Raw genomic sequence first — 14,902 nt, 5'->3', positions numbered from 1 at the left:
ATGTTTTATATTTTCTGTAAAATTTTTAAAGCTGTTTTTACAGAATCAATCCTAATAAAAGTAATCATTAAACGCAAACTAGATTTTGTTTGTTTTTCTTTCATAACACAACTTTTAGGGTTTTGTTGAACGTATTTTAGCATTCTAGAAAAAGCTTCTGTTTGGTAAAAATCACTTTGTTGATTGGCAACAAAATAGCCTATCATTCTTTTTTGTTTTAAGATGATTTTTTCTAAACCTAAATCTTTTGCCAACCATTTTATACGTACAGAATCTAATAAATCTTCAACTTTAGTTGGTATTTCTCCAAACCTATCAGTAATTTCAGATTCAAAAACTTGTAATTCTTTTTCTTCTTTTAAAGTACCTAGTTTGTTGTATAGTGCTAATCTTTCTGTAATAGAATTTATATAATCATCAGGAAAAAGGATTTCAAAATCAGTATCTATTTGTACTTCTTTTACATACTCTTTTGGTTTAGAATTATCTTCTGGATACAGTTCTTTAAACTCATTTTCTTTCAACTCCTCAATAGCTTCTTGTAATATTTTTTGATAAGTATCAAAACCAATATCATTTATAAACCCACTTTGTTCACCACCTAATAAGTCTCCTGCACCACGAATTTCTAAATCTTTCATGGCTATGTTAATTCCACTTCCTAAATCAGAAAATAACACCAAAGCTTCAATACGTTTTCTGGCATCATCTGTCATCATATGATAAGGAGGTGTTATAAAATAACAGAAAGCTTTTTTGTTAGATCTACCAACTCTTCCACGCATTTGATGCAAGTCAGACAATCCGAAGTTATTTGCGTTGTTTATAAAAATAGTATTTGCATTAGGAACATCTAAACCACTTTCTATAATGGTTGTTGATACTAAAACATCAAAATCGCCTGCCATAAAACCGAGCATCAATTCCTCTAGTTTTTTCCCTTCCATTTGTCCATGACCAATCCCTATTTTTGCAGATGGAACCAATCTTTGTAATAAACCTGCAACTTCTTTAATGTTTTCGATTCTATTGTGGATAAAGAAAACTTGTCCTCCTCTAGAAACTTCGTAAGAAATTGCATCACGAATAGTTTCTTCAGAAAAACGAATCACATTACTGTCTATGGGATGCCTGTTTGGTGGTGCTGTTTTTATGACAGACAAATCTCTGGCAGCCATTAAACTAAATTGTAAAGTTCTCGGAATTGGAGTAGCAGTAAGGGTTAAAGTATCTACATTTTCTTTTAAAGTTTTTAGTTTGTCTTTTACAGCAACACCAAACTTTTGCTCTTCATCAATAATTAAAAGCCCTAAATCTTTAAATTTTATACGCTGATTGGTTAACTGATGTGTACCAATAATAATATCAACTTCGCCATTATTTACGCCATCAATTGCAATGGTTTTTTGTTTTGCAGTTCTAAATCTATTTAGATAATCAATCTTTATTGGAAAATCTTTTAACCTTTCTGAAAACGTTTTGTAATGCTGAAAAGCTAAAATTGTAGTTGGTACTAAAATGGCAACTTGCTTACCATTATCTACTGCTTTAAAAGCAGCTCTTACAGCTACTTCTGTTTTTCCAAAACCAACATCACCACAAACCAATCTATCCATGGGTTGTTCTTTTTCCATATCATTTTTTACATCTTGTGTGGCTGTAAATTGATCTGGAGTATCTTCGTACATAAAACTACCTTCTAATTCGTGTTGTATGTGAGTGTCTGGACCAAAAGCAAATCCTTTTTGTAGTTTTCTTTTGGCATACAACTGAATTAAATTAAAAGCAATGTGTTTAACTCTCGCTTTTGTTTTTTGTTTTATTTTTTTCCAAGCACCAGAACCTAATTTGTAAATTTTGGGTGCTTTACCATCCTTACCATTAAATTTTGATATTTTATGAAGAGAGTGTATACTTACATATAAAATATCGCGTTCTCCATAAATTAATTTAATAGCTTCTTGTTTATTGCCTTGAACATCAATTTTTTGCAAACCACCAAACTTTCCAATTCCATGATCCATGTGTGTTACATAATCGCCAATTTCAAGTTTATTTAGTTCTTGAAGAGTAATAGCTTGCTTTTTAGCGTAACCATTTTTTAATCGGAATTTATGATAACGTTCAAAAATTTGATGATCTGTATAACAAACCAATCTACGATCTACATCAACAAAACCTTGATAAAGAGGAAAAACTATAGTTTCGTAATGTACTTCTTGATCAGCATCATCAAAAATATCGTGAAAACGTTTTGCTTGCTGTTCGTTTGCACAAAAAATATAATTCGTAAAACCAGCTTTGTGGTATTCCTCTAAATTATCAATTAATAAATTGAATTGTTTGTTAAAAGAAGGTTGAGGTTGTGTGTTAAAAACAACATCAGATTTTTCATCTGAATTGGAATTTCCAAAATTTATCAATGTAAAATCTTGCAATTGATTTTTAATGAAATTACCATCACAAAATAATTCAGACGGTTTTGCGTGCTTAATTTCTTTGGATAATTCTTTAAATGCAACATCAGCTTTGCTAAAAAATTTGTCGAGGCTATTAGAAAGTAATTCTGTGTTTTTTGTAAAAATGATGGTTTTTGATGATATGTACTTTAAAAAACTTTCTCTTTTTTCTTGCAATGCCTTGTTTTCTACATTTGGCATTATCGAAACTTTTTTCAGTTTTTCTTTAGATAATTGAGTTTCTACATCAAAAGTTCTGATACTGTCAATTTCATCACCAAAAAATTCAATTCTGTAAGGTTCATCATTAGAAAAAGAAAAAACATCTATTATTCCACCTCTTACAGAGAAATCTCCAGGTTCTGTAACAAAATCTACACGTTTAAATTTGTATTCGAATAAAACTTCGTTTACAAAATCTAGCGATAAATTATCGCTAACTGCAATTTTTAAGGTGTTTTTGTCTAGTTCTGTTTTAGTTACTACTTTTTCGAATAATGCAGTTGGGTAAGTTACAATTACAGCTGGTTTTTTGCGAGAATTTATTCTGTTTAATACCTCTGAACGTAACAATACATTGGCATTGTCGGTTTCTTCTATTTGGTAGGGTCTTCTGTAAGAACCAGGATAAAAAAGTACATTTTTATCACCTAAAAGTTGCTCTAAATCATTTAAATAATAAGCGGCTTCTTCTTTATCATTAAAAATTAAAAGATAAGGCTTATCTGCACTTTTAAAAGTTTCAGAAATAATAAAAGAGAATGAAGACCCAACCAAATTCGTAATTTGAAAATGGTTTTTGTCTTGTTGAAGGGCTCTAATGATCTGCGAAACACTCGCAGATTTTTGATATTGATTTACAATGTTCTGCTTACTCAACGTAAAATGTTTTTACAAATGTAGCTTTCTTAACCTAGAAAAAACAGCAGATAAAGACATTTTATGCAATATTATAATATATTTGTAAGAAAAGAAGTTATGAATACGAACAAAACCCTGAGATTATGAAATTTAAAATTTTAATTCTGTTAATTTTTGTACTACTAATTAAAAGTAATGTTAGTGCGCAAGATGCAAATAATAAATGGGCAATTGGTGTAGGTGCTGCAGGTTTACTTTATTCTGAAGAAGATGGCTCTTCTGTTGGATTTAGATATTCTGATCAGTTTCCTAGATTTACATTGGCTACTTATGCATTTACGAATATCACTTTATCTGCTGCAATTTCAACATCTAGAAATGAAGGAATACAGTACACAACCTTTGATGGAGATATTAGGTACGATTTTGGAACATCAGAAAATACGCTTTCTATTTATGCTTTATTAGGAGGTAGTTTGGTAGATACAAAAGATTATTTAGCTCCGTTTATTAATGTTGGTGGAGGTGGAACTCTTTGGCTTTCTGATAGATTTGGCTTAAATGGACAAGCGATGTACAAGATAAATTACTATGGTTTACAAAGCCAAGGATCTCATATTTATGTTGGTGGCGCTATTGTTTACCGTTTTTCTTTTTCTGGTTCAGGAGGTGGTTCTTCTGGTAGAAATAGAATTAGAAGAGATACAGGTAGAAAACGTATTTGGGAAATGGACCATTAGTGGTTAAGATAATTTTCTAATATTTTCTTCATTTTTTTACTGTTGATAAAACTATCAACCTGAATATCTATTTCAAATTTTGAATTTAGAATTGTTGTTGTTGGGTAACTTATTTTGCCTCCTATAAATGCTAATTCTTTAGCCAATTGGTTTGTTCCTGTTTTATTTCCAGAAGGTTTGTAGAAGAATGTTTTGCCTAAAAAAGTGATGTCATTTTTTTCTTCTCCATTTAATTTGATAAAATAAAATTGGTTATTTAAAAGTGAAATAACTTCATTGTTCTTAAATGTAGTTTTTTTCATTCCTTCACAGATCTTACACCAATCTGTATAGATGAAAATAAATAGAGGTTTTGGGTCGTTTTTTTGCAAACTTTCAACTTCAGAAAACGAATATTCTTTTGGTTTAATTTCTGAGTGTTGAGCTTTTAAGGCAAAACATCCGAAGAAAAAAATAATAATTAGAACTTTACTTTTCATCTATTTTAATTAAAAGATTGTGTAACGTAAACCTATAAATGCTCTAATTCCTTGGTTTGATGCATAAACATAACTTGGGTCAAAAGTTAAAGCATCTGGATTATTTGGGTCTACTTGCTTGTCAAAAGGATCAAAAGCTCTTGAAATACTATTTGCTGCTGGTGTAAAATTTAATAAATTTTTCACTCCACCATAAACCTCAAAACTATTAGTAAACTTTTTAGATAATTGAATGTTTTGTATGCTATACCAAGGTGAATATTCGTCTCTTAAATCATTAGGCCCTAATAATGGCAGTCGCATTGAACCATATAAATTCCCTGTATAATCTAGTTTAAAATCATTATTAAAACGATAAGAAATAGACCAAACTCCGCTAAAACTTTCAGTTAATAATTGTCTCGTTTTAATATCATTTTCAGTTACAGAAACATCCATTAAAGTAGCACCTAAATTAATTGATAAACCATTTGTAAAAAGTACATCTGTATTTAAAGAAATTCCTTTAGAAACTGAATATCCATCTAAATTAGCATAAATAATTTTGTTTACATCTGTTTCGTAATCAGGTAGTATTCTGTTGTTAAAGTATGTGTAAAATGCACTTGCGTCTAAAGTGATAAATGAGTTTTCAGTATTTATTTTCTTTACAAAATTAAGATTTACATTCCAGGAGGTTTCTGGGTTTAAATCGCCTTTAAACTCAACCTCTCTAGCGCCAGTTAACGCTGCATGATCTTCTGTAAAAACGTTGGCAACTCTAAAACCATTACCAATACTTGCTCTAAAAATGTTCGAATTGTTTCTAGAATTCCATTTATAATTAATTCTTGGCGAAAAGATATTTCCGTGTAAACTATTATGATCCCATCTTGCACCTAATAGTAATTTTTTACGTTTGCTTAAACTAATTTCATCTTGTAAAAAAATACCAGGTAAATGAATTATTGAGGGTTTATTTGTAATTCCATCATCTTCATAAGTTGCAAAAGTATTGTCATCATAAGAAGTGTATCTATAAGCTAAACCTAATAAAATATCGTGAGTTTCTTTAATCTGTTTATTGTAAACCAATTGACCAAATGCAATGAATTGTTCAGCATCATAAGCATCAGTTCCGTAAAAAGAATCTTGATAATGCCCATTTGCACTAAATTGAAAATTAATATTTTTTACTGTTGGTAGTTGATATGTACCGAAAAGCTCCCATCTGTTTGTGTAAATACTTTCTCCGTATTTTATGTCTGTTCCTCTAAATTCACGTTCCCAATCTAATTCTCCTCCCCATCTGTCTTCATAAACATATCTCCCAGCAATTGTAAAAACCTTATTACTTTTTCGCTCAATATTAATTTTATTGAATAGTGATATTCTATTTTGAAGTGTTAAATCTGTAAAATTATCGTTGTTATTATCAATTCTATTTTGAAAATTAAAATAATTAAGACCTAATAATCCTTGAGTTTTTTCTGATAATTGATAACGTAAACCCAAGTCTGTATTTACTTCTCCCCAAGAACTTACAAAAGTATCTGTTGTTAGTTTTGGTGAATTTGATGGTTTTTTTGTGATAATATTTATAATTCCACCAACAGCTTCAGAGCCATATAAAGTAGATGCAGGTCCTTTAACAACTTCTACTCTTTCAATTAAAGCTTGTGGAATTCCTGTTAAACCATACACTGTAGATAAACCACTTACAATAGGCATTCCATCAATTAAAACAAAAGTATAAGGGCCTTCTAAACCATTTATATGAATATCACCTGTATTACAAACATTACAGTTTAATTGAGGTCTAACTCCGTTTACATTTTGTAGTGATTCAAAAACAGAAGGAGTAGGGTTTTTCTTAAAAAAAGCTTCACTATACACTTCTACAGGTACTGGGCTTGCTGTTTTAGAAACAGGTCTTAAAGTACCAGAAACTACTATCTCATCTAAAGAATTATCATCAGACAAAGTGATGTTTTTAATTAACTTCTGATTGTTTTTAATTGTAATTTTTAGTGATTTTGTTTTATAACCAATACTACTAACAATTAAAGTATAAGTTCCTTTTTCTATGTTTTTTAACTCGTAAAATCCTTTTTCGTTGGATGAAGTTCCGAATTTAGTTTTCTTTAAATAGATGTTTGCAAACGGAATATCATCACCATTTTTAGCTGTTATTTTCCCAGTTATAGTTTGGCTAAATATGTTATTTGTTGCGAGAAAAAATAGTATGATTATTAAGTTCTTCATTTTTGAATTTTAAGCAAATATAAAATAATTTTTAGACTTGTCTAAAAATTATTTTAAATAAATCAAAATTTACTATATTTGTAATCTAAATTAAATTGATGTTTAGTCAGTCTGAAGAAAATTACATAAAAACCATTTATCATTTAGAAACGATTTCTAATAAAGGAATTAGTACAAATGCTATTGCTAAAAAGTTAGAAACAAAAGCTTCTTCTGTTTCTGATATGATTAAAAAATTATCAGAAAAAGAATTGGTTGTTTATAAAAAATATCAAGGAGTTAAATTAACTCCTTTTGGTAAAAAAAATGCAGCCAATATAGTTCGTAAACATAGACTTTGGGAAGTTTTTTTAGTAGATAAACTTAATTTTTCTTGGGATGAGGTACATGAGGTTGCAGAACAGTTAGAGCATATAAAATCTCCTAAATTAATAAATCAATTAGATGCTTTGTTGGGTTTTCCTACACATGATCCTCATGGAGATCCAATACCTGATAAAGATGGAAATTTAAATGTTATCGATAAAATTTTGTTATCATCATTATTAAAAACTGAATCTGGAGTTTGTGTTGGTGTAGATGATTCTTCATCAGAATTTTTACAATTTTTAGATAAAAAAGGCATTACCTTAGGTAAAAAAATAAAAGTTTTAGAAAAAGAAGATTATGACGATTCTTTAACCATAACAATAGAAAATCAAAAACTATCTATTTCTAATAAAATAGCCAATAATATATACATTAAAAAGTTATGAATACATTCGATCAATTAGTTGATTTTGGTAAAGAACATCCAATCCTAGCAGCATTTTATGCCTCACTTTTTACTTGGGGTTTAACAGCTTTAGGAGCAGCTTTAGTGTTCTTTTTTAAAAAATTAAACAGAGCTGTTTTAGACGGAATGCTTGGTTTTACAGGAGGTGTAATGGTTGCAGCCAGTTTTTGGAGTTTACTCTCGCCAGCTATAGAAAATAGTCCTGGAGAAGGTTTTGTAAAAGTTTTACCAGCAGCAATTGGTTTTGCATTGGGTGCTTTATCTCTTTTTGGTATGGATAAAATTTTACCTCATTTACACATCAATTTTAAAGAAAATGAAGCAGAAGGTGTAAAAACAGAATTACATAGATCTACTTTGTTGGTTTTAGCAATTACTTTACACAATATTCCAGAAGGTTTAGCTGTTGGTGTTTTATTTGGTGCAGCATCAACATTAGTTGGTGTAGAGCAAACAGAAATGATTATTGCTGCAATTTCTTTAGCAATCGGAATTGGAATCCAGAATTTCCCAGAAGGTTTTGCAGTTGCAATGCCTTTAAGAAGGCAGGGAGTTAGTCGACTTAAAAGTTTTTGGTATGGGCAATTATCTGCAGTTGTAGAACCAATGGCAGCAGTTTTAGGAGCTTTGGCAGTATCATTTTTTACACCAATTTTACCTTATGCTTTAGCTTTTGCTGCAGGAGCAATGATTTTTGTGGTTGTAGAAGAAGTAATTCCAGAAACACAAAGAGATAAATATACAGATATTGCTACACTTGGTTTTATTGGTGGTTTTATTGTAATGATGTCTTTAGATGTTGGTTTAGGATAAAATTTAAAAGATACAAAATATTACAAAAGCCAAATAGATTCTGTTTGGCTTTTTGTATTTTGCAATAAAATTATTCTGTGCAACAAATAGCAACTTTTCAAGTTTATAATGCTTCTGCAGGAAGTGGAAAAACCTTTACTTTAGTAAAAGAATATCTTAAAGTTTTATTAAGCTCTGAAGATATTTTTACTTTTCAAAAAGTATTAGCAATTACTTTTACCAATAAAGCAGCTGGTGAAATGAAAGAGCGTGTTTTGGCTAATTTAGAAGATTTTTCTGAAGGCGTAGAAAATGATCTTTTTAAAATTATTATTGATGAAATTGCTATTGATAAACCTACAATTCAAATTAGAAGTAAAAAGATTTTAGATGTAATTCTTCAAAATTATTCTGCATTTTCTATAACTACGATTGATAGTTTTACACATAAAATAATTAAAAGTTTTGCTTATGATTTAGGGCTGTCTCTAAATTTTGAAGTAGAAATGGATGCAGTTTCTTTATTAAATGAAGCTGTAGATGTTTTAATTTCTAAAATTGGTACAGATAAAAAACTTACCAAACTTTTAATAGATTATTCTTTAGATAAAACTGATGATGATAAATCTTGGGATATTTCTAGAGATTTAAATGAGTTTGCAAAAGTATTACTTAATGAAGATGATATCAAGCATTTTAGAGGTCTTGCTGATAAAAAACTAGAAGATTTTAAAAACTTAAAAAAGAAATTATTTTCACATCAAAAAGAAGTGAAAGTAACTTTATCTAAAGTTGGGCAAGATTGTTTGGCTTTACTAGATGAGAATGATTTAGGTCAAAAAGATTTTTTACGAGGATCAATTCCTAAATTTTTTACAGATGTAAGTTTAAAATCGGTTGATTTTAATTTTTTATCAAGAGGAGAAACGATTGAAAAAGCGATTGAAAATCATCAATATTATTCCAAATCAACTTCAGATCTAATTGCTCAAACTATAGAAAATATTGTTCCAGAAATTGTTGGTTTTTACAATCAAGCAAAAGAAATATACAGTCAGTTTTTAATGAATAAATTGGCTTTAAAAAACATAATTCCTTTAGCAGTTTTAAATAATATAAATCAAGAATTGGACAGCATAAAAGAAGAAAGTAATATTAGGTTAAATGCAGAGTTTAATCAGCTAATTTCTGATAATATTAAAGAACAACCTGCACCTTTTATTTACGAAAGAATTGGGCAGCGTTTTCAGCATTTTTTTATTGATGAAATGCAAGATACTTCTGTTTTACAATGGAGTAATTTAATCCCGTTAATAGACAATGCTTTAGCACAAGAAAAAAGTAATTTGCTGTTGGTTGGTGATGGAAAACAGGCTATTTACAGATGGAGAGGAGGAAAAGCAGAACAGTTCATTGAATTGGGTTCTGATGCAAAAAATCCTTTTCATGTTAACAAAGAAATAAAAAGTTTAGAAACTAATTTTAGGAGTTATTCTGAGGTTATCAATTTCAATAATTCTTTTTTTCAATTCACATCTAATTTTTTAAATAATGAATCTTATAAAAATTTATTTGTTGATGGTAATAAGCAATTAGAAAATACTAAAAAAGGTGGATTTATTTCGCTTAATTTTCTTAATAAAGAGGAGGGTAAAGATGATGAGAAAATAAAATATCCGAAGAAAGTTTTAGAGAAAATAAATCAATTAAAAGACAGCTTTTCTCTTGGTGAAATTTGTGTGTTAACACGAACAAAAAAAGATGGTATTGCTGTTGCGAATTATCTTTCAGAAAACGGAGTTAATATTGTTTCGTCAGAAACTTTGCTTTTGCAAAATAGTAATAAAGTTACTTTTATTGTTGATGTTTTAAAACTTTTACAAAATCCAAATGACGAAGAAACACGTTTCGAAATATTGTACTTTTTATATCAACATTTACAAATCGAAAGTACTAAACATGTTTTCTTAAAAGAATTTGCCAAAGTAGAAAATATCGAGTTGTTTAAAGCTTTAAAAAAACACGGAATTTCTTTTGAAATACTCACTTTTAATCAACTGCCTTTTTATGAAAAAATAGAAGAAATTATTAGAAGTTTCAAACTAGTAAAATCTTCTGATGCTTATGTGCAGTTTTTCTTAGATGTTGCCTTAGAACAACAAAGGAAATCGACAGATGTTAATTCATTTTTAGAACTTTGGGAACTAAAAAAAGAAAGGTTAAGTATTGTTGCTGCAGAAAGTGCAAATGCAGTTCAAATTATGACGATTCATAAATCAAAAGGTTTAGAGTTTCCTGTAGTAATTTTTCCTTGTGATGTAGATATCTATAGACAAATAAACCCTAAAGTTTGGTTAGATGAGTTGCCTGAAAATTATGAAGGTTTCAAAGAGTTGTTAGTTGATTTTAATAAAAGTTTGGTGTCAGTAAGTACAAAGGGAGAAAATATTTATCATCATCAAAGACAAGAATTAGAACTAGATAATTTTAATTTATTATATGTTGGTTTAACAAGAGCAGTAGAGCAATTACATATAATTACTGAGCGAAAAATATCAACAAAAGGAGAAGTGAATACAAATTTTTATTCAGGTGTTTTAATTAATTATTTAAAAGAACAGAACCTTTGGAGTAATGATAATTTAGAATACTCTTTTGGGAAAGCTATTAGAATTAGTGGTATTCAAAAAGAAAATTCTGTTTCTCAAATTCACGAAAAATTTATTTCTACTCCTTGGCAAGAACACAATGTTGTTTTATTGGCGAATTCATCTAAATTATGGGATACAGATCAAGGAGAAGCAATTGATTTTGGGAATTTATTTCACGAGATATTATCAAAAATTTTTACAAAAAATGATGTAGAAAAAGTGCTAAAACAATATGTTCAACAAGGTGTTATTAATGATCTTGAATCAAAATCGTTAGTTACTAAAATTAATGATGTTGTAAATCATCCAAAAATCAATAAATATTTTTCTGAAGATGTACTTGTATATAATGAAAGGGAAATTGTTGATGTTGACAATCAAATTGTAATTCCAGATCGATTAGTTTTTGTTAATGATTCAGTTGTTATTATAGACTATAAAACTGGATTTAAATCATCAAAGCATAAGCAACAACTATTAAAATATGAACAAGTTTTAAAATCGATGAATTTTAAGGTTGATAAAAAACTACTTGTATATATAAATGATGAAATTGAAATAATAAAAGTGTAATTTTTTTCAAATGGGTGATACTAAAATAAATAGTATCAATAGTCCAATAATAACTAAATTATGATGAATATGTGTTGCTAGAAAGTAGTGTGTTTCTTTAAAATTAGCTATAGGCTATTGCTTATTTAAGGTTCATAAAACTTGTGGTTTTAGTAATATTTTGTAGATTTGTCTTTGTAAATAAGTTTTAACAACTTACTTTTGCATGTAATAATAAAGAACTTTTAATTTAAAAATTTGATAATGAAACGATTAAGAATAGCTGTGATAGCTTTGTTTGCGTTGATAATGGTTAGCAACGTTAATGCTCAAGATGAAAATAACCCATGGGCTGTTGGCTTTGGTGTTAATTTAGTAGACTTTTATGATGGTAGCGATATTAGCGGTCAATTAAAAGATGTTGTAGGTAATGGGGATTGGAATATTTTACCTTCAATTTCTAGAATTACTGCAGATAGATACCTAAATAAGGGGTTTTCGTTACAGCTAGCTGGATCGATTAATAAAATTACATATTTTGAAGCTGAAGATGATTCAGATTTTTTATATTACTCTTTAGGAGCTAATGTAAAATATGATTTAAATAATTTATTTGGTGAAACTGGTTGGTTCGATCCTTTTGTATATTTAGGAGGTTCTTATGTTTCAGCTGATTCTCAAGGTGATGCTATGGCTAATATAGGTTTTGGTTTTAATACTTGGATGAATGACAATTTAGGTCTAACTTTTCAACATGCAACTATAACTGGTTTTGCTGATAAAGTAAAAACTCATTACCAAACTTCTTTAGGTTTAACTATTCAATTTGGTGGTACAGATACAGATGGAGATGGTGTTTATGATAAAAATGATGCTTGTCCAGAAGTTGCTGGTTTAGAAGAATTCAATGGTTGTCCTGATGCAGATGGAGATGGAGTAAAAGATTCTGATGATGCTTGTCCAAATACAGCAGGTTTAGCAGCAATGAATGGTTGTCCTGATGCAGATGGAGATGGAGTTGCTGATAAAGACGATATGTGTCCAAATGAAAAAGGAACAAAAGCAAATAAAGGTTGTCCTGATGCAGATGGTGATGGTGTAGTAGGTAAAGATGATAAATGTCCTACAGTTGCAGGTCCTGCTGCTAATAATGGATGTCCTTGGCCAGATACAGATGGAGATGGTGTTTTAGATAAAGATGATAAATGTGTTAATGAAGCTGGTGTTGCTTCTAACTCAGGTTGTCCTGCTCCACCTAAATCTTATAAAGAATTAATTGGAGAAAATACTTTCAAAGCTATTTTATTTAATACTAATAGAGCTAGTTTTAAATCAGGAGTAACAAAACAATTAGATGGTATGATTGGTGTTATGAATGAATTTGAAAAAGCAGAATTTGATATTAATGGTTATGCTGATAGTACAGGTACTGCAGCTTATAACTTAATGTTATCTGATAAAAGAGCAAATGCTGTTAAGAATTACTTAGTGAAAAAAGGAATTAACGAATCTAGATTAACTGCTAAAGGATTTGGTGAAGATAATCCAGTAGACACTAACAGTACTAGAGCTGGTAGAGCAAAAAATAGAAGAGTAGAAGTTAAAGTTAAGAACTAAATCTCTTTAAAAAATATAGTATTAAAGCCTCATCATTTTGATGAGGCTTTTTTAGTTAAAAAAACTTTTTTAATTGCAATCAAAAAAGTAACTTTGCGCCTTGAAAATAGAGGGGAAATCCTAATATAAATAATAATAATTTAATTAGATACAAAAATGTCTACAACAACAGGTAAAGTTTCTCAAATTATTGGGCCAGTTATTGATGTTGAATTCAATACTGAAAGTAATGAACTTCCAAAAATTTATGACTCATTAGAAATTAAAAAAGCTGATGGTTCTATTTTAGTATTAGAAGTTCAACAACACATTGGTGAAGATACTGTGAGAACTATTTCTATGGATGCAACTGATGGATTACAAAGAGGAGCTGAGGTTATAGCTACTGGTAGTCCAATTCAAATGCCTATAGGAAATGATATTTATGGACGTTTATTTAATGTTACTGGAGATGCTATTGATGGTTTAGGTAACTTAAGTAAAGATGGTAATAATGGTTTACCAATACATAGATCTGCTCCTAAATTTGAAGACTTATCTGTGTCTACAGAAGTTTTGTTTACAGGTATCAAAGTAATCGATTTAATTGAACCTTATGCAAAAGGTGGTAAAATTGGTTTATTTGGTGGAGCTGGAGTAGGTAAAACTGTATTAATTCAAGAGTTGATTAATAATATTGCAAAAGGTCATGGTGGTTTATCTGTGTTTGCAGGTGTTGGAGAAAGAACTCGTGAAGGAAACGATTTACTTAGAGAGATGTTAGAGTCAGGAATTATCAAGTATGGTGATGATTTTATGCACTCTATGGAAGAAGGAGGATGGGATTTATCTAAAGTTGATAAACCTGGAATGAAAGACTCTAAAGCTACTTTTGTATTTGGACAAATGAATGAACCACCAGGAGCTCGTGCAAGAGTTGCTTTATCTGGTTTAACAATTGCAGAATATTTTAGAGATGGTGCAGGAGAAGCTCAAGGTAAAGATGTACTTTTCTTTGTAGATAATATATTTAGATTTACACAAGCAGGTTCTGAGGTGTCAGCACTTTTAGGTCGTATGCCATCAGCAGTAGGTTATCAACCAACATTAGCAACTGAAATGGGTGCTATGCAAGAGCGTATTACTTCTACTAAAAAAGGTTCTATTACATCTGTACAAGCAGTTTATGTACCTGCAGATGATTTAACAGATCCAGCACCAGCAACAACTTTTGCGCACTTAGATGCAACTACAGTATTGTCTCGTAAAATTGCTGAGTTAGGTATTTACCCTGCAGTAGATCCTTTAGATTCTACTTCAAGAATTTTAACTGCTGATATTTTAGGAGATGAGCACTATGATTGTGCACAAAAAGTAAAAGAAATTTTACAACGTTATAAAGAATTACAAGATATTATCGCAATTTTAGGTATGGAAGAATTATCTGAAGAAGATAAATTAGTAGTTCACAGAGCAAGACGTGTACAACGTTTCTTATCGCAACCTTTCCATGTAGCTGAACAATTTACTGGTATACCAGGTGTTTTAGTTGATATTAAAGACACAATTAAAGGATTTAATATGATTATGGATGGTGAGTTAGATAAATATCCTGAAGCAGCATTTAACTTAAGAGGATCAATTCAAGATGCAATTGATGCAGGAGAAAAAATGTTAGCAGAAGCTTAAACAGTTGGCAGTTAGAAGTTGTTAGTTTAATACTAATTACTTCTAATTTTTAACTAATAACTAA

At 29.7% G+C, this 14,902-nt stretch carries 9 protein-coding genes; 6 read left to right on the top strand and 3 right to left on the bottom strand.

All coding sequences use genetic code 11. The annotated features are described in order from the left end of the window. Window positions 1-5: 5 nt before the first annotated feature. Entirely contained in the window at window positions 6-3,338 is a 3,333-nt protein-coding gene (gene mfd, locus ACJJVK_RS03085; RefSeq protein ID WP_405563033.1) for a transcription-repair coupling factor, read from the bottom strand. A gap of 125 nt (window positions 3,339-3,463) precedes the next feature. Between mfd and ACJJVK_RS03080 the strand changes: the two genes are divergently transcribed. Continuing rightward, complete coding sequence (locus ACJJVK_RS03080) at window positions 3,464-4,060, top strand: hypothetical protein (protein WP_405563030.1); 597 nt, start codon at window positions 3,464-3,466, stop codon at window positions 4,058-4,060. Here ACJJVK_RS03080 and ACJJVK_RS03075 read toward each other — a convergent pair. Beyond that, a complete protein-coding gene (locus ACJJVK_RS03075) occupies window positions 4,057-4,539 on the bottom strand; it encodes a thioredoxin family protein (protein ID WP_405563028.1) in 483 nt (160 codons plus the stop codon). The two genes, ACJJVK_RS03080 and ACJJVK_RS03075, sit on opposite strands and share 4 nt — an antisense overlap. A gap of 9 nt (window positions 4,540-4,548) precedes the next feature. After that, window positions 4,549-6,783, bottom strand: coding sequence for a TonB-dependent receptor (locus ACJJVK_RS03070; protein WP_405563026.1), 2,235 nt, complete (start codon window positions 6,781-6,783; stop codon window positions 4,549-4,551). Window positions 6,784-6,881: 98 nt separating this feature from the next. Here ACJJVK_RS03070 and ACJJVK_RS03065 point away from each other — a divergent pair, with 98 nt between their 5' ends. The 5 genes from ACJJVK_RS03065 (at window position 6,882) to atpD (ending at window position 14,838) form a co-directional block, all read left to right on the top strand. After that, window positions 6,882-7,538, top strand: coding sequence for a metal-dependent transcriptional regulator (locus ACJJVK_RS03065; RefSeq protein WP_405563023.1), 657 nt, complete (start codon window positions 6,882-6,884; stop codon window positions 7,536-7,538). Then, the gene (locus ACJJVK_RS03060; RefSeq protein WP_405563020.1) at window positions 7,535-8,371 is read left to right on the top strand and encodes a ZIP family metal transporter; all 837 of its coding nucleotides are present in this window, start codon (window positions 7,535-7,537) and stop codon (window positions 8,369-8,371) included. Before ACJJVK_RS03065 ends, ACJJVK_RS03060 begins: the two co-directional genes overlap by 4 nt. Window positions 8,372-8,448: 77 nt before the next feature. Continuing rightward, complete coding sequence (locus ACJJVK_RS03055; RefSeq protein ID WP_405563012.1) at window positions 8,449-11,574, top strand: UvrD-helicase domain-containing protein; 3,126 nt, start codon at window positions 8,449-8,451, stop codon at window positions 11,572-11,574. Between the two features lie 243 nt (window positions 11,575-11,817). Next, entirely contained in the window at window positions 11,818-13,170 is a 1,353-nt protein-coding gene (locus ACJJVK_RS03050) for an OmpA family protein (protein WP_405563011.1), read from the top strand. Between the two features lie 156 nt (window positions 13,171-13,326). Continuing rightward, a complete protein-coding gene (gene atpD, locus ACJJVK_RS03045) occupies window positions 13,327-14,838 on the top strand; it encodes a F0F1 ATP synthase subunit beta (protein WP_215993908.1) in 1,512 nt (503 codons plus the stop codon). The last annotated feature ends 64 nt before the right edge of the window (window positions 14,839-14,902 follow it).

The sequence above is a fragment of the Polaribacter sp. Asnod6-C07 genome (assembly GCF_045063625.1).
In the GTDB taxonomy this organism is placed as follows: domain Bacteria; phylum Bacteroidota; class Bacteroidia; order Flavobacteriales; family Flavobacteriaceae; genus Polaribacter; species Polaribacter vadi_A.
Note: the sequence above shows the minus strand (reverse complement) of the source record. Positions and strands in the feature narration are given on the sequence as shown.

Coding starts and splice junctions, on each gene's coding strand:
- atpD (WP_215993908.1), top strand. CDS start 13,327: ATGTCTACAACAACAGGTAAAGTTTCTCAAATTATTGGGCCAGTTATT.
- ACJJVK_RS03060 (WP_405563020.1), top strand. CDS start 7,535: ATGAATACATTCGATCAATTAGTTGATTTTGGTAAAGAACATCCAATC.
- ACJJVK_RS03075 (WP_405563028.1), bottom strand. CDS start 4,539: ATGAAAAGTAAAGTTCTAATTATTATTTTTTTCTTCGGATGTTTTGCC.
- ACJJVK_RS03065 (WP_405563023.1), top strand. CDS start 6,882: ATGTTTAGTCAGTCTGAAGAAAATTACATAAAAACCATTTATCATTTA.
- ACJJVK_RS03070 (WP_405563026.1), bottom strand. CDS start 6,783: ATGAAGAACTTAATAATCATACTATTTTTTCTCGCAACAAATAACATA.
- ACJJVK_RS03050 (WP_405563011.1), top strand. CDS start 11,818: ATGAAACGATTAAGAATAGCTGTGATAGCTTTGTTTGCGTTGATAATG.
- ACJJVK_RS03080 (WP_405563030.1), top strand. CDS start 3,464: ATGAAATTTAAAATTTTAATTCTGTTAATTTTTGTACTACTAATTAAA.